The organism is Micromonospora sp. DSM 43699 (assembly GCF_055517075.1).
In genome coordinates this window covers 1-15,794 of the sequence record NZ_JBTMMT010000022.1, presented here as the reverse complement: position 1 = coordinate 15,794, position 15,794 = coordinate 1, and the positions used below count along the sequence as shown (strand labels likewise).

At 71.1% G+C, this 15,794-nt stretch carries 12 protein-coding genes; 7 read left to right on the top strand and 5 right to left on the bottom strand.

The annotated features are described in order from the left end of the window. Positions 1-138 precede the first annotated feature (138 nt). Positions 139-405 carry a PqqD family peptide modification chaperone gene (locus AC0AIB_RS13885; RefSeq protein WP_328338407.1) on the top strand — a complete coding sequence of 89 codons (267 nt, stop codon included), beginning with the start codon at positions 139-141 and terminating at the stop codon, positions 403-405. A gap of 74 nt (positions 406-479) precedes the next feature. Here AC0AIB_RS13885 and AC0AIB_RS13880 read toward each other — a convergent pair whose 3' ends face one another. Continuing rightward, positions 480-1,067: a TetR/AcrR family transcriptional regulator gene (locus AC0AIB_RS13880; protein ID WP_328338404.1), complete on the bottom strand. Its 588-nt coding sequence runs from the start codon at positions 1,065-1,067 to the stop codon at positions 480-482. 96 nt (positions 1,068-1,163) lie between these two features. Here AC0AIB_RS13880 and AC0AIB_RS13875 point away from each other — a divergent pair, with 96 nt between their 5' ends. Both AC0AIB_RS13875 and AC0AIB_RS13870 read left to right on the top strand, forming a co-directional pair. Then, positions 1,164-2,900: an MFS transporter gene (locus tag AC0AIB_RS13875; RefSeq protein WP_328338402.1), complete on the top strand. Its 1,737-nt coding sequence runs from the start codon at positions 1,164-1,166 to the stop codon at positions 2,898-2,900. 412 nt (positions 2,901-3,312) lie between these two features. Continuing rightward, positions 3,313-4,089: a thioesterase II family protein gene (locus AC0AIB_RS13870; protein WP_328338400.1), complete on the top strand. Its 777-nt coding sequence runs from the start codon at positions 3,313-3,315 to the stop codon at positions 4,087-4,089. A gap of 55 nt (positions 4,090-4,144) precedes the next feature. Here AC0AIB_RS13870 and AC0AIB_RS13865 read toward each other — a convergent pair whose 3' ends face one another. Then, entirely contained in the window at positions 4,145-4,414 is a 270-nt protein-coding gene (locus AC0AIB_RS13865) for a DUF5988 family protein (RefSeq protein ID WP_328338398.1), read from the bottom strand. 830 nt (positions 4,415-5,244) lie between these two features. Between AC0AIB_RS13865 and AC0AIB_RS13860 the strand changes: the two genes are divergently transcribed. The 3 genes from AC0AIB_RS13860 to AC0AIB_RS13850 all read left to right on the top strand — a co-directional run bounded on the left by AC0AIB_RS13860 (position 5,245) and on the right by AC0AIB_RS13850 (position 11,602). Further along, positions 5,245-8,076 carry a helix-turn-helix transcriptional regulator gene (locus AC0AIB_RS13860; RefSeq protein ID WP_328338396.1) on the top strand — a complete coding sequence of 944 codons (2,832 nt, stop codon included), beginning with the start codon at positions 5,245-5,247 and terminating at the stop codon, positions 8,074-8,076. A gap of 152 nt (positions 8,077-8,228) precedes the next feature. After that, entirely contained in the window at positions 8,229-9,038 is an 810-nt protein-coding gene (locus AC0AIB_RS13855) for an ABC transporter ATP-binding protein (RefSeq protein WP_328338394.1), read from the top strand. After that, positions 9,038-11,602 (top strand): ABC transporter permease, encoded by a 2,565-nt coding sequence (locus AC0AIB_RS13850; RefSeq protein ID WP_328338393.1) that lies wholly within the window; start codon positions 9,038-9,040, stop codon positions 11,600-11,602. Before AC0AIB_RS13855 ends, AC0AIB_RS13850 begins: the two co-directional genes overlap by 1 nt. Before the next feature lie 137 nt (positions 11,603-11,739). On the opposite strand, the gene AC0AIB_RS13845 is transcribed toward AC0AIB_RS13850, so the two are convergent. Genes AC0AIB_RS13845 through AC0AIB_RS13835 form a run of 3 tightly spaced genes read right to left on the bottom strand, consistent with a single transcriptional unit; the run spans position 11,740 to position 15,203 of the window. Next, on the bottom strand, positions 11,740-12,402 hold the full coding sequence (locus AC0AIB_RS13845) for a response regulator transcription factor (RefSeq protein WP_328338392.1): 663 nt from the start codon (positions 12,400-12,402) through the stop codon (positions 11,740-11,742). After that, a complete protein-coding gene (locus AC0AIB_RS13840) occupies positions 12,366-13,670 on the bottom strand; it encodes a sensor histidine kinase (protein WP_328338391.1) in 1,305 nt (434 codons plus the stop codon). The genes AC0AIB_RS13845 and AC0AIB_RS13840 overlap by 37 nt, the downstream gene beginning before the upstream one ends. An 18-nt stretch (positions 13,671-13,688) precedes the next feature. After that, a complete protein-coding gene (locus AC0AIB_RS13835) occupies positions 13,689-15,203 on the bottom strand; it encodes a serine/threonine-protein kinase (RefSeq protein ID WP_465096790.1) in 1,515 nt (504 codons plus the stop codon). Positions 15,204-15,600: 397 nt separating this feature from the next. On the opposite strand from AC0AIB_RS13835, the gene AC0AIB_RS13830 reads away from it, so the two are divergent. Then, a partial coding sequence (locus AC0AIB_RS13830) for a hypothetical protein (protein WP_465096789.1) occupies positions 15,601-15,794 on the top strand: 194 nt, incomplete at its 3' end.

The window sequence follows — 15,794 nt, the reverse complement described above, 5'->3', positions numbered from 1 at the left end:
GTGGGTATTTGTCCACCTTCGATGTGGGTCCACGACCGTGTCGCGTTACCTTGCGACCTCGTACGGTAGTGGCCGGGGCGGATGGACGAATCGGTTCACCGCAGGTGCCACCAGGGTGGACACGGGGAGGCAGGGAGGATGCGGGTGCGACTCGAACAGGGGATCGTCGCCAAGGTCACCCGGAGCGGGCAGCTGGAGCTGACCTGCGAGCGGGACGGACTGCGGTACCGGTTCGGGGCGACCGCCGCGGCCATGTGGATCGCGTTGCAGCAGCAGGGCGGCTCGCCGGAACGCGCGGCCGGTGTCCTCGCCCGACAGTGGGCGGCAGATCCGGTGGTCACCCGGCGTGATTTCGACGTCTGGCTGGAGGACCTGCTCCGCGCGGGCCTGGTGAGGGTGGAGTGACCACCCCTACCCGACCCCTCTGGGTCGGGCCGGTCGTCCGCAAGGGACGGGAACGACCCCTGTCCCGGGTGGGTTCAGTCGCCGGCCGAGTCGTTGACCGTGTTGACGATCAGCCGCAGCGCGTCGGCCAGTTCCTTGCCGGACGGGGCGGCCGCCGGGTCGAGCAGCCGCTGCACCGTCAACCCGATCATCAGCGCCAACAGGAACGAGCCGAGGGCCTTGCGGGTCTCTTCCGTGACGTTCTCGCCGCCGTTCTGGATGACGAAGGTGGCAAGCGCCGGGCGGGCCCGGGTGTAGCTCTCGGCCAGCTGCTCGCGCAGCACCGGTAGGTGTTCAGCCAGCGCGAACGCCTCGATCCCGGCGACCCAGAGCGGCCGGTGCGTGCCGAACGACTCCACCAGGCCGGTCCACATCGACTCCAACCGGTCCATCAGGTCGGGCTGGGTGCCGTCGCGCAGCACCCGGTCGATCTCGGCGCCCCAGTCCTCGAACGCCTGCACCAGGGCGGCCGTCAGCAGCGCCTCCTTGGAGCCGAAGTGATACCCGATCGACGCCAGGTTGGTGTCCGACGCGGCGACGATGTCGCGGGCGGTGGTGCGTGTGTAGCCGCGCTCGTAGAGGCAGACCCTGGCCCCTGCCAGCAGGCGTTCCCGATGACCCACGGCGCCACCCTACTCGGAACCACCCTGCTCGGAACCACCCCCTAATTCACCCACCGGATGTATACGTGCGTATAGATCCGATGCTAGCTTTCCGCCATGGCTACATCGCAGGCAAAGGCCGGCCGCCGCGAGTGGATCGGTCTCGCGGTACTCGTCATGGTGACACTGATCATCAGCATGGACATGACCGTGCTGTCGTACGCCGTACCGTTCATCACGGCGGACCTTGAACCGACGAGCAGTCAGCTCCTCTGGATCACGGACGTCTACGCCTTCGTGCTGGCCGGCCTGTTGATCCCGATGGGGACCCTGGGGGACCGGATCGGGCGCCGTCGGCTGCTGATGATCGGCGCGGCGGTGTTCGGTGTGGCATCAGCGGCCACGGCCCTCTCCACCAGTCCCGGCATGCTGATCGGGACCCGGGCGGTGATGGGCGCCGCCGGTGCGACCCTGATGCCGTCGACCATGTCGTTGATCCGCAACATGTTCCACGACGAGAACCAGCGTCGCGCCGCGATCGGGCTCTGGGCGGCCGGCTTCTCCGCCGGTGGCGTCATCGGCCTGGTGGCCGGGGGCGCCCTGCTCCAGTACTTCTCCTGGGGCACCGTCTTCGAGATCAACGTGCCGATCATGCTGCTCCTGCTGATTCTCGCCCCGTTGCTGCTCCCCGAGTTCCGCAACGCGGCGGCCGGGCGGCTCGACCTGTTGAGCACGGTACTGGCCTTCGTCGCGGTGCTGCCGACTATCTGGGGCATCAAGCAGTTCGCCGAGGACGGGTGGGACTGGCCGCCGGTGGCCGGGGTGGTCGCCGGGTTGATCTTCCTGACCCTCTTCGTGCTGCGCCAGCGGCGGGCCGCCGAGCCGGTGATCGACGTCCGGTTGTTCCGCGCCCCGGCCTTCAGCGCGGCGGTGGTGATGAACGTGCTTGCCAACTTCGCACTCGTCGGCTTCATGTTCTTCATCAGCCAGTACCTACAGCTGGTGCTCGGGCTGGGCCCGTTCCGCGCCGGGCTCTGGTCGCTGCCGGCGGCGGGCGCGGCGGGCGTCGGCGCGGCGGTGCTGGCCCCGATGCTGGCGCAGCGCTTCCGACGGGCCTACGTCGCCGCCGGTGGCCTGCTGGTGGGGGCCGTCGGCTGCCTGGTGCTCGCCCAGGTCGGCGACGAGGCGGGATTGACCCAGGTGGTGGTCGGCCAGGCGCTGATGACGGGCGGCATCGCGATGGTGCTGACCCTGAGCGCGGAGTTGATCGTCTCCACCGCGCCGCCGGAGCGGGCCGGCGCCGCCGCCGGGCTCTCCGAGACCGGCAGCCAGTTCGGTGCGGCGCTCGGCGTCGCGATCCTCGGTAGCATCGGCACGTTCGTCTACCGGCAGCAGCTCTCCGGCGCGGCCCCCGACGGCGTGCCGGCGGACTCCTGGGCCACCGCCCGGGAGACCCTGGGTGGCGCGGTCGAGGAGAGCCGGACGCTCTCCGCCACCGCGGCGGACACGCTGGCGGCGTTGGCCCGCGCGGCCTTCGCCGACGAGCTGCGGGCCGTGGCGGTCGTCTCGGCCGGCATCCTGCTGGTGACGGCGGTCCTGGCAGCCGTGCTGCTGCGCAACGTGGGCACGTCGGTGCCCGGGCAGGAGACGCCCGGCGGGCCGGTCGACCCCGTGACCACGCCCACCGCCGACCCGTCGTCCACCGCCGACGTCACCCCGGCCACCGCCCCGGTCGACGCGGTGGCGGTCGCCGAGGGCACCGGCCGCGCCGATGCCGCGCCGGGCACCGAAATCCGGATCGGACCGGAGTCGGCAGCCCCGGCCAGCCCCCGGCCGGCCCATCCGGTGGCCTGACCGCACCGTCCCCGGGCTGACGACGACGTTCCCGTCCGGTGCGGGAACGTCGTCCCGTGCGCCCGCCGTCCGGTCGGGGGCTAGGGGGCCGACCATCTACTTAGGGGTTGCCCCGGTCTCCCGGCTGTTCCTACGCTCGACTTCGTCGACGGGCGACGGCACCACGCCGGTACGCCGTGCCGCCCGAGCTGACCGGCAGGGGAGTGCTGATGACGGTCCCGGGTGACGCGCCGGCGCGGACGCCCCGTCGACGTCGACCCCCGGGCGAGCCCCGGTACGCCCGGTCGGTCCGCGTCGCCGATGGGCAGGTCGACCCGGCGACCCGCCACCGGTGGGGCCGGCACGGGAACGTCCCGCTGCAGACGTCCCGCTGCGGGGCGGGCCCGCAGCACCGATCCCCAGAGGACCAGTGATGACGGCAACGCTAGAGAACGACCTGTGGGTACGGCGGTTCCATCCCGCGCCGTCCAGCGCGATCCGGCTGGTGGCGCTGCCGCATGCCGGTGGTTCGGCCAGCTACCTGTTCCCGGTCTCCCGGGCACTCTCGCCCACCGTCGAAGTGCTGGCGATCCAGTACCCGGGCCGGCAGGACCGCCGACACGAGCCGGTGCTGGACACCATCGCCGCGCTGGCCGACGGGGTGTTCGGTGCACTGCGGCCATGGCTGGACCGGCCGGTGGCGCTCTTCGGCCACAGCATGGGCGCGGTGCTCGCCTACGAGGTGGGGCTGCGGTTGCAGCGGGAGACCGGCCGACCGCCGGTGCGGCTGTTCGCCTCCGGCCGCCGGGCCCCGTCCCGCGTCCGACAGGAGCAGTACGTGCACACCCGTGACGACGCCGGGGTGCTGCGGGAACTGGCCCGGCTCAGCGGGTCGGACCCGCGGGTGCTGGGTGACCCGGAGCTGCTGCCGATGATCCTGCCCGCGGTGCGTGGGGACTACAAGGCGGTGGAGACCTACCGGGCCGACCCGGACCAGCGGTTGGACGCCCCGATCACCGTGCTCACCGGCGACGACGACCCGATGACCACACTGGACGAGGCGCACGACTGGCGGCTGCACACCACCGGCGAATGCGACGTACGGGTGTATCCGGGTGGGCACTTCTACCTGAACGACCATGCCGCCGACGTGATCCGGCTGATCGGTACCGAGCTGGAACGGCTGCTGCCCGGCGCGCCGACCGGCTGATCCACAGGACGGTCGACGGGGGCGCTGGTGGCCGGTGCCCCCATCAACCGTGTCGTCATTCGGCGATCTTCGTCCGCATGGTCCAACGGAAGACCACCACCCGCGAGGCGTCGTCGTCGAGGCCGTCGTGGTCACCCGAGCGTTCGAAGTGTTCGTAGCCGCCCAGGTAGGGCACCTTGATCCGGCCGGTGCCGGCCTGCGCGCTGTGGGCCCGGGCGGTGGCCGGCAGACCGACCGGGCCGCCCTCGAGCACCACGTCGAATCGGTCGTCGCCGCGAACGTCGCTGAACCGCCGCGCGTTGCTCACCGATGTGAGATCGTCCACGCTTTCCTCCTCGGCTGGGGGCGGAAACGCTTCCGACATCGTGTTGTGCGTCACTGCCCTCGGATAGCTCCAGCCTGGCGGCAAGGAAGGCCTGGGTATACCCGGAGGCGACCCCTAACTCGCCGGCCCGCGACTAGATTTCAGCGGCCCGTCAACCGGCGGCCACTTTTCGGACCCGGCAAGTCGTATTTGTGATCCCCTGCGTCGATGTCGCAAGGTCGACAGGATTACCAGACCTTTGAATTGTGTCTGTAATAGCTCCGTCTCCTCGCCGAAACTCAATTTTTCCTCAAGAGTATTTTGCCCGATTTGCTGTCCATCGACCGTTCGGTGTCGGTGTGACGAGCTCATTGGGATCGGTGGTGACCAAGGCCGTCTTGGCATAAAAATTCCGTTAAGAACCCTCTGTCGGGGTACTTTTGCAGGTCAGCGGCCTGCGGAACGGTGGATTCTGCGGCCGTTTGTGCAGGTCGGAGGCGTGGGGGAGTTTTTGGATCATGAAATGGCTACTGATAGGTAATTTTGTGGCCGGCGTCGAGAACCGGCCAAACGCCACCCCCGTGCGTAATATCGGTGACGAAGTATCACCACCCCACTACCGTCTTGTACGGGTGTCTATGTATGCTGTGTTCGCCGTCGAGGCGCGGCGAAAGCCGTCATTCAATTGACCATCTTCATTGAAATACCCGGTTTGCGGGCTGACGTGGTCAGCGGGCCGGGTGGGCCTCGGCGGACCGCGTGGCATCGAGTCGAACGGTTTCGTCGGGGGCCTGTCCCGCCAGGCGGCAGCGCCCCGTTCGATGCGTCATCGCTGACCTGGGGGGAGACGGGTGGAATTCGTGGAGAGAAGCCGCGAGCTTGACATCTTGCGGGAGCTTTACTCCGGAAGCGCCACGGGCAGGGGGCGGGTCGCACTGATCAGCGGCCCCGGTGCCACGGGCAAGACCGAGTTGCTGCGGGCCTTCGCCGACCACGTCGCCGCGGCCGGTGGGCTGGTGCTGAGCGCCGCCTGCTCACGGGCGGAGCGGCTGCTGCCCGCCGCGGTGATGGGGCAACTGTTCCACAGCGTGCCCCTGCCGGCCGAGGCGCTGCGACGCATCGACACGCTCATCGACCTCGGGGCCACCACGGTCGAGGGAGTCGCCGACATCACCGCGGTGCGCGGAATGTGTGCCGAGCTGCTCGACATCGCCCGGGACCGCCCGCTCGTCCTGCTCGTCGACGACGTCGAGTTCGCCGACGAGACCACCCTGCAAACCCTGCTCTACCTGCAACGCCGGCTCACCGCCGCGCAGATCCTGCTGGTGCTCACCGAGTCGCCCCAACCGCAGCCGTTCAACCCCGAGTTCCGCGCCGAGCTCACCCGGCACGCCTGCTTCTGCAACATCCAGTTGTCACCCCTGTCCGAGCCGGGGGTCGCCGAGCTGCTGGGCGGTTGGACGGACCGGGACACCGCCGCGAAGCTCGCTCCGACGTACCACCGGATCAGCGGTGGCAACCCGCTGCTGCTGCACGCGCTCGGGCAGGACCGGCGGGCCGCCGGCTCGGCGGACGACACCGAGGTGGTCGTCGGCGGTCAGTTCCGCCAGGCGGTCCTGGCCTGCCTGCGGCGCTGGGACCCGGCGATCCTGGAGGTGGCCCACGGGCTGGCACTGCTCGGCGACCTCGCCACCCCGGCGCTGCTGGGCCGGCTGCTGGCCAGCAAGCCGGCCAGGGTCCAGTGGGTGCTCGACGCGCTGACCGCGTCCGGTCTGCTGGACGCGGGGCGGTTCCGTCACCCGGCGGCGCGCGCTGCGGTGCTGCACGACCTGGCCCCGGACGCCCTGTCCGAGATGCACGCCCGCGCGGCGGAGCTGCTGCACGCCGAGGGCGCGCCCGCCTCGGCCATCGGGGGCCACCTGCTCGCGTCAGGCGGTCTCGCCGAGCCCTGGGCGGTCACCGTGCTCCAGGAATCGGCGACCCACGCGCTCGCCGAGGACCGTGTCGAGGACGCGGTGGAGTCGCTCAAGCTGGCCCACGAGATGTGTGACGACGCCCCTCGTCGGGCGGCCCTGACCGCGATGCTTGCCGACTGTCAGTGGCGGGTCAACCCGGCAGCGGTGAGTCAGCACCTCCAGTCCCAGCGCGACGCGCTGCGGGCCGGGCACCTCTCCGAGCGGCACGCCGTGGCGCTGCTGCGCTACCAGCTCTGGCACGGCCACCGGCAGGAGGCCCAGGAGACGCTGCGACACCTGCGCGACGTGCGGCAGCAACTGGACGCCACCACCGCCGCCGAGTTGGAGGGGTGGGCCGAGTGGCTGCGGCTGCACTTCCCGGTCGCGTTCGCCGAACTCGACGCCACTCCCGGCGTCAGGTCGGCCGCCGTCGCGGCCCGGCCCGGCGGCGTACTCGGCTCGGCCACCCCGTCGCTGACCGCCGTGCTGACCGACGGGGTGACCGACGAGGTGATCGCCCGTGCCGAACAGGTGCTCGGCAGCCACCTGCTGGTCGACGTCGGACTGGAGTCGGCGCTGTGCGCGTTGCAGACGCTTGTCTACGCCGACCGGATGGACCGGGCGGTGCACTGGTGCGACGTACTCGGTGTCGAGGCCGGGGCGCGGGGGGCCACCACCTGGCACGCGATCCTGTCCGACGTCCGGTCGCACATCGCACTGCGGCAGGGCGACCTGCCGCTCAGCGAGCGGTTCGCCCGCGAGGCACTGGACGCGATGTCACCGCACAACTGGGGTGTCGCTATCGGCTCGCCGCTGTCCAACCTGCTGCTTGCCAAGATCGGCATGGACAAGCTGGACGAGGCCGAGGCGCTACTCAAGCACGTCATTCCGGATGCCATGCGCGACACCTGGTTCTGGCCGCAGTACCTGCGCGCCCGGGGCCACCTGCACCTTGCCGGGGGACGGGCGCACGCCGCGCTCGCCGACTTCGAGACCTGCGGGCAACTGGCCACCCAGTGGGGGCTGGACCTGCCGACCCTGCTGCCCTGGCGGGGAGACCTGGCCCAGGTCTACCTGCGCTCGGGCCGGCCCGACCGGGCCCGGGGCATGGTGACCGAGCAGCTCTCCCGGCCCGGTGCGGCGAACGCCCGGACCAGGGGCATCTCGCTGCGGCTGCTCGGGTCGGCGCTCGACGTCAGACAACGGGTCGACACCTTGCGCCAGGCGGCGAACCTCCTCCAGGAAGCCGGCGACCGCTACCAGCTCTTCCTCGCCCTGGCCGCGCTCAGCAGCGCGCACTACGGACGCGGGGAGTTCAACACCTCGCGGGTGGTGGCCCGGAGCGCGATGCAACTGGCCAAGGACATCCAGGCGCAGGCGCTGTGTCGCCGGCTGTTGCCCGGGGGTGACGTGACGGGGGCCGACGAGGCGGACGCCCCACCGGAGCACGACGAACTGTCCCGGCTCAGCGACGCCGAGCAGCGGGTCGCCACGCTGGCCGCACTCGGCCACACCAACCGGGAGATCGGCAAGAAGCTGTACATCACGGTGAGCACGGTCGAGCAGCACCTCACCCGGGTCTACCGGAAGCTGAACGTCCGGCGGCGCACCGAGCTTTCACTCGGGCTCCCGATGGACGCCACCGGGGCCGGGCTGCTGGCGGTCGCGCCGAGCGGGGCCGAGCGCTCCTGGTCGCAGTGGGAGTCCGCGGCGGTACAGGCGAGCTGAGCCCCTGCGGGCGGTGCGGGAACCCGACCCCGGAGTGTAGGTCTAGGCCTACCGCTTCGGGTCATTAGCTCCATAGAGCGGCGCCCGCCAGATCCATACGGTTGTCACATACCCACCGCCATCTGGCGACGTTCTTCTGCGGGGAGCATGAGGTGAACAGGAATAAAGAGAGTCGGATGCCCATGAGCGGGACCGTCGACGCGGTCCGTCTGGGGGACGTCCGCAAGACGTACGGGCGCGGTGAGAACCGGGTCGAGGCACTGCGTGGCGTCACGATGAGTTTTCCGCGGGGCAGCTTCACCGCGGTGATGGGGCCGTCCGGCTCTGGTAAGAGCACCTTCCTGCACTGCGCGGCAGGGCTCGACGTGCCCTCGTCCGGCTCGGTGGTGCTGGACGGCAAGGAACTCAGCGGCATGAACGAAAACCAGCTCACCATCCTGCGCCGCGAACGGGTGGGCTTCATCTTCCAGGCGTTCAACCTGATGTCGGCGCTCAACGTCGAGCAGAACGTCGGCCTGCCGTACCGACTGGCCGGCCGCCGGCCCGACCGGCACTCCGTCGTGGAGGTGCTGGGCCGGGTGGGGCTGGCCGAGCGGCGTAAGCACCTGCCGAGCGAGCTCTCCGGCGGTCAGCAGCAGCGGGTCGCGATCGCGCGGGCGCTCATCATGCGGCCGGCGGTCATCTTCGCCGACGAGCCGACCGGCGCACTGGACACCCAGACCACCATCGAGGTGCTGCAGCTGCTCCGCGAGACGGTGTCCAGCGGTGGCCAGACGATCATCATGGTGACCCACGACCCGGTGGCCGCCGCCGCCGCGCACCGGGTGCTGTTCCTCGCCGACGGCCAGTTCATCGGTGAGCTCGAGGCGCCGACCGCCGACGTGGTGGCCGAGCGGATGACCCACCTGACCGCCTGGCAGCAGAACCGGGCGCCGCAGTCCACCGGCAGGGGTGGCTTCTGATGACGTACCTCGCGTGGCGCACCCTGCGCTACCGCAAGCTCGCGTTCATCGCGACGTTCATCGCGGTCTTCTTCGGGGTGGCGCTGGTCGTCGCCTGTGGCGGGCTGATGGAGACGGGCATCCGGCTGGCCGTCCCACCGCAGCGCCTGGCGGCGGCCGACGTCGTGGTCAGCGGCAAGCAGACCTACGGCGTGCCCAAGAAGGACCCGCAGGACACCAAGGACATCAAGTCCGTGCCACTTGCCGAACGCTACTGGATCGATCCGGGCCTGGTGAACCGGATCCAGGAGGTGCCCGGGGTCGAACGGGCGGTCGCCGAGGCGTCCTTCGCCGCCACCGTGGTCCGCGACGGCGCTCCGGTGATCGTCGGCACCCAGTCACTGGGCCACGGCTGGGAGTCGGCCCAGCTCGGGCCGTACAAGCTCGACGGGCAGCCGCCCGCCCAGGCCGGCCAGGTCGTGCTGGACCGGGCGGTGGCCCGGCTGGCCCACGTCAAGGTCGGTGACCGGGTCGACGTGGTGGTCGGCGGAATCGCCTCCTCCTACCAGGTGAGCGGCATCGCCACCCCGCCGGTCGAGGCGGACCAGACGGCGCTGTTCTTCTCCGGCGACGACGAACGGCGACTCAACCCGCACACCGGCAGCGCCGACGCGATCGGCGTGGTGGCCAAGCCCGGCACCGACGTGGACGCCCTGCGCGGTCGGATCGAGCGGACCCTCGCCGACCGCAAGCTGGTGGTGCTGACCGGTGACGACCGCGGCGCGGCCGAGTTCCCCGAGGCGGTCGGCGGGCAGGCCCAGCTCATCCCGCTCGCCGGTGTCTTCGCCGGCATGACGGTCTTCGTGGCGATCTTCGTGGTCGCCAGCACCCTCGGCCTGTCGGTGCAGCAGCGGCAGAAGGAGATCGCGCTGCTGCGCTCCATCGGCGCGACACCCCGGCAGATCCGAAAGATGGTGCGCCGCGAGGCGCTTGTGGTCGCGGTCGGTGCGGCGATCCTCGGCGTCGTGCCCGGTGTGGTGCTGGGGCCGCTGCTGCACCACATCGTCTCGGAGGCCGGGGTGATCTCGCCGGTGGTCGAGTTCCACCAGGGCTTCCTGCCATACCTGATCGGCCCGATCGTCGGGATCTTCGCCGCGCTGATGGCCGCCAACGTCGCTGGTCGGCGTCCCGCCAAGACCCGGCCCACCGCAGGTATCGCCGAGGCCGCCCTCCAGCGCAAGTGGATCAGCTGGCCCCGGGTGGTGTTCTCCATCCTCTTCTTCGGCGGCGGGTTCGCCCTCCTGCTGGTGACGGCGATCGCGATGCGGGGGGCGGTGGCCTCGGCGACCGCCGGGCCGGCGGTGATGTGCTGGGCGATCGCCATCGCGTTGATCAGCCCGGGGTTGACCCGGCTGCTGGCCGCCATGCTCAGTGTGCCGGCGCGGGCGTTCTTCGGGCTCGCCGGCTACCTCGGCACGATCAACGTGCGGGTCCGCGCGGTCCGGGTGGCCTCCGCGGTCACCCCGATCATGCTGGCGGTGGGCCTGGCGCTGGCCAACTTCTACCTCCAGACCACCCAGAACGAGGCGGCCGAGCGCTACTACTCCGACAACCTCCGCGCCGACGCGGTGCTCAGCTCGACCACCGGCGGGTTCCCCGCCGACACCGTCGAGACGCTCCGCTCCGCGCCGGGCGTCGAGGCGGTGTCCGCGTACGTCACCAGCGCCGGTTGGATCAACAAGCCGTACGACGGGTCGCACGTCGAGTCGCCGTGGCCCCTGCAGGGGGTGAGCGGGGCCAGCGCCGCTGCCATCACCGGGGTGCGGACGAGCGCCGGCAACCTGACCGACCTCACCGGCAACACGGTGGCGCTGCCCGAGGTCGCCGGGAAGAACCTCGACATCGGTGTCGGGGACCAGATCACCCTGCGGCTCGGCGACCGGTCGGCGGTGGACCTGCGGGTGGTCGCGCTCTACCCGGCGAAGGAGGGGTACGAGACGATCATGCTCCCCGCCGAACTGCTCGCCGCCCACAGCACCACCGGGCTGGCCCGCCAGATCCTGGTCACCGCCGCGCCCGGTACCGACCGGGCCGCGCTCACGGCCGAGCTGCGGGAGAAGGTAGGCGGTCAGCCGGGCACCCTGATCGAGGGGCGCGACGCGATCACCACGTTCGCCGAGCGGACCAAGACCCTGGCGTGGGTCAACTACCTGCTCGTCGCGCTGGTCGCCGGCTACACCATGATCTCGGTGGCGAACACCCTGATCGTGGCCACCGCCGGTCGCCGTCGGGAGCTGGGCATGCAGCGGCTCATCGGCGCCACCCGGCAACAGGCGCTGCAGATGCTCGGCGTCGAGGCCGGCATGATCACCATCATCGGGGTCATCCTCGGGACCATCGCCTCCATCGTCACCCTGCTGCCGTTCAGCGCCGTGGTGCTGGGCCGGCCCGTCCCCTCCGGGTCGATCTTCATCTACATCGGCGTGGTGGCCGGTGCGGCGGCGCTCACCTTCGCCGCCACCCTGCTGCCGGGGCGTCGGGCGATGTTCTCCCGGCCGGCGGAGGCTGCCGTCGCCGTCGAGTAGCGTGGGAAGCACCATGCGGAACGCCCCCGGTCGACCGACCGGGGGCGTTCCGCATGGTCGCGTGGTGCTGCGGTGGACGGCGATCGGTGCGCCGTCACCGCCGCCTGGCGGACCGGTGACACCGCTTGGCCGGGGCGTCAGGAGACGTCGGCGCGGGTGCCGTTGAGGTACGCCAGCACGGCCAGCACCCGACGGTTGCTGTCGTCCGCCGGGGTGAGGTCGAGCTTGGTGAAGATGCTTGTCGTGTATTTGGCGACCGCGCCCTGACTGACGATGAGGCGCTGCGCGATGGCCGTATTCGAACATCCCTCGGCCATCAGCTTCAACACCTCCCGCTCGCGTGGGGTGAGCGTGGACAACGGCTCCCGACGGGACCTGCCTGCCAGCAGTTGCGAGATCACCTGCGGGTCCATCGCGGTGCCCCCGTCGGCGACGCGTCGGATGGCGTCGACGAACTGGTCACTGTTGAGCACCCGGTCCTTCAGCAGGTAACCGATGCCGCCGCTGGCGTCGGCGAGCAGCTCCTTGGCGTACAACTGCTCGACGTGCTGGGAGAGCACCAGGATGGGCAGGCCAGGGTAGCGGCGACGAGCCTCCAGGGCAGCCTGGAGGCCCTCATCGGTGAACGTCGGAGGCAGTCGCACGTCGACCACCGCGACCTCGGGGCGCAGGGTCACCAGCGCGTCGAGCAGCGCCGGACCGTTGTCGACCGCCGCGACGACCTCGAAGTCGTACGATTCGAGGAGCTGGACCATTCCCTGCCTCAGTAGGAAGAGGTCCTCGGCGAGTACAACGCGCACGGCAGCTCCAGGATCGCGACGGTCGGCCCACCTTCGGGACTGCTGAGGACGAGCGTCCCGTCGAACGTAGCACAGCGTCGTTCGATGCCCCGGATACCGGTGCCGAGCGAGGCGTCCGCGCCGCCCTGACCGTTGTCGATCACCACCGCCCGCAGTAGACCGTCCTCGTGGCACAGCTCGATGCTGGCCCGGTCGGCCTTGGCGTGCTTGACGACGTTGTTCAGCAACTCGGAGAGGGCGAAGTAGACGGCGGACTCCGCCGGGGCGGCCAACCGGCCGGGCACGTCGGTGGTGACCTCGACCTCGATCGGGCTCTCCAGCGCGATGGCCTGGATGGCGTCCTCCAGGCCCCGCTCGGCGAGAACCGGTGGATGGATGCCCCGGATCAGGCAGCGCAGCTCCTCCAGCGCGGTGGCGGTGGCGTTGCGCGCGTCGACCAGCAGGGTCTCCGCGGCGTCCGGATTGGTACGCAGCTGCCGGGTGGCCGCGCCGAGTTTCATGCCGATCGCGACCAGCCGGGCCTGCGCGCCGTCGTGCAGGTCCCGTTCGATCCGGCGCAGCTCGGTGGCCTGGATGTTGATCACGTCTGACCGGGTCTCGGAGAGGTGCCGCATCCGGGAGGCGATCACCGACCGCTCACTGGGCCCCAGGAGCGATCTGGCGAAATGGGCGTGTCCGGCGATCACGTGTGGGGTGGCGGCCGCCCAGATCCCGAACAGCACCAGACTGACAAGCGCCCCGAGTGCCGCATGCGGCCAGGAGTCCAGCGCGGTGAAGCCGTACCAGAAGTTCACCCCGGACTCGCGCATCAGCATCCAGAACCCGGTGGAGAGCACCAGCCCCTCCACCGAGTAGACCAGCAGGGTGAGCGGCAACAGCCCGAGCGCGAACCCGACCAGCGCGTTGAGGAGCAGGAACAGCAGGTCACGCCAGGTCGCCGGGTCGGTGAGGATGGACCGGCAGCGTTGCACCCAGCCGAACATCCCCGGTTCCAGCGGTGGCAGCGGAAGGTAGGGCGAGGCGATCGGGACCCCGGACCGGGTGGCGATCTTCCGGCACAGCCCGGTCAGCCGGCGGACCAGCGGGGTGACCACCGGCAGCAGCAGCACCCCGACGCCGAGCAGGATGAACGCCGTGGCGAGGGTGGTGACGATGAAGAGGGCCAGGCTGAGCGCGGCGGTGGCGACGAGCACCACGCCCCGTCCGGTGGCGTACAGGGCCCGGGTCAGTGCCCGTCCGGTGAGCCCTATGGCGACGGCGACGTCCATATTCTCCGGCTCTCCCGGTCACGGTGGTAGGTCGATGGTGGTGCCCGCACTCAGGGGCGTGTCGTGCACGACGAGCTGACGGAACTCGGTGCCGACCGGCGTGTCGTAGACCAGCGACCCGCTGACCTCCGCGCCGGGCTTGATGTTCTTCGTCAACCGCTGGGTGTCCGGATAGTAGAGCAGGGACCGGGCATCGGGCGTGTAACCGCGCCCGTCGGCGTCGACCAGCCGTTGGCTGAGCGGCCAGACGATGGTGCCCTTGGTGCCCTTGTTGACGATGTCGACGTCGACCATGCAGAACACCCCGTCCGCCTTCTGGGTCAGCGGCCAGAATCCGATCTCACGTTGCCCGCAGTGCACCCCCCGTACGGTGAATTCCAGTGACCCGTCCTGCCCGCTGGCGGTGGCGGGGGACGGGCTGGGGGAGGGCGAAGGGCTCGGGCTCGGCGTGGTGCTGGCGGGCGCGGCCGGACCCGGGCCGGCGACCGGGGTGTCCCGCTGGTCGGCCTGGCGCAGCGCGACGACGCCGAGCACGACGGCGGCGAGCACCGCCACCACCCCGGTCGACACCGCCGCCCAGGACGGCGGCGGCCGATGCGGCGGTGACGCCGGAGCGCGCAGGGTGGCCGGTTGCCCCGCGGCGGGATACCACCGGGTGCCGGTGAGTTGCTCGGTGGTCGTGGCCACCGGCTCCAGCGCCGACCGGATGGTCGCCGTGTCGGCGCTGCCGACCAGGACCAGCATCGCCTCCCGGGCGGTGGGTCGTTGCCGGGGGTCGGCGCGCAGGGCCCGGGCGACCACCGCGGCCAGGCCGGCGGGCAGTCCACTCAGGTCGGGGCCGTCGGCCGGGTGGACCCGGGGGTCGACCGGCAGCCGGCCGGTGGCGGCCCAGCCGACGAGGATGCCCCAGGCGTAGACGTCGGCGGGCTGGGCCGGGGGGAGGCCGGCGAGGCGTTCCGGAGCCAACCAGCCGGGGGTGCCGTACGACGGACCGGTGGTCGGGTCGAGGGCCTCGATCAGGCTCGCCAGGCCGAAGTCGATGACCTTCGGCCCGAACGGGGACAGCAGCACGTTGCGGGGGGTCAGGTCGCCGTGGGCCAGCCCGGCGGCGTGGATCGCGGTGAGCCCGGCTGCCACGCCGACCGCCAATGCCTCGGCCTGGGGGCCGGAGAGCGAGCCGTGCCGGGCCACGTGCTCGTGCAGGGACGACCCGGTGACGTACTCGGTGACGAGGTAGGGGACCGGTCCCTGTGGATCGGCGTCGAGCACCCGGGCCGTACAGAAGTCGGCCACCCGGCCGGCGGCGGCGACCTCCCGGGCGAAGCGCCGTCGGAACTCCGGTCGGGACCGCAGTTCGTCGTGGACGAGCTTGACCGCCACCCGGCCTCCATCCGACGCCTCGGCCAGGAACACCACCCCCATGCCGCCCGAGCCGAGCAGCCTGCGCAACCGGTAGGGCCCGACCTGCTCCGGATCACCCGGCCGCAGCGGTGACCCTGGCTCGGCCACTGCGCCGCTGGTCAGCTCGCCCATGTATACAAGTGTCCCATGTCGGGTCGAGGCGCGGGCCCCGCAACGTCCCCGATGGACCCATCGTGCCGGCCGTCGCCCGCCGGTGTGGGGGTGTGCCCGGGTAGGGGTTCGCTACGGGTTGGCACGGCCAGGGGTGGAACTACCGTGCTTAGGGTTGGCACCGCCGGAGGCGGAACCTAACGTGTGGTCGCACGCGCTCACCGGCGCGTGCCGCGGTCGGCGGCCCCGCCGGCTGACGACGGGGTCGCCGACCCCGGCGGTACGGGCGCCCGAGCCGCGGCACCGACGGCGTGACGACCGGCGGGGGTGCCGCCGGGCCGGGTGCCGGTCCCGTCGCGTCCGGGTGCCGCGCCGTGGTGGTGCGCGCCGCGCGCAGGAGAGAGGGACGTGATCGCCCATGACCTCGACGGCATGGTACGACGACGGGCAGCCGACGGAGGGCGGGACGACCGCCGCCACCGAGGTCCGTCAGTTGGACCGGGTGGTGATCCGGTTTGCGGGTGACTCGGGTGATGGGATGCAGTTGACGGGGGACAGGTTCACCTCGGAGACGGCGCAGTTGGGTAATGATATTTCGACGTTGCCGAATTT

What these genes read in the sequence shown, in the direction of transcription:
- AC0AIB_RS13885 (WP_328338407.1), top strand. Translation starts at nt 139, where the DNA reads ATGCGGGTGCGACTCGAACAGGGGATCGTCGCCAAGGTCACCCGGAGC.
- AC0AIB_RS13875 (WP_328338402.1), top strand. Translation starts at nt 1,164, where the DNA reads ATGGCTACATCGCAGGCAAAGGCCGGCCGCCGCGAGTGGATCGGTCTC.
- AC0AIB_RS13870 (WP_328338400.1), top strand. Translation starts at nt 3,313, where the DNA reads ATGACGGCAACGCTAGAGAACGACCTGTGGGTACGGCGGTTCCATCCC.
- AC0AIB_RS13850 (WP_328338393.1), top strand. Translation starts at nt 9,038, where the DNA reads ATGACGTACCTCGCGTGGCGCACCCTGCGCTACCGCAAGCTCGCGTTC.
- AC0AIB_RS13840 (WP_328338391.1), bottom strand. Translation starts at nt 13,670, where the DNA reads ATGGACGTCGCCGTCGCCATAGGGCTCACCGGACGGGCACTGACCCGG.
- AC0AIB_RS13835 (WP_465096790.1), bottom strand. Translation starts at nt 15,203, where the DNA reads ATGGGCGAGCTGACCAGCGGCGCAGTGGCCGAGCCAGGGTCACCGCTG.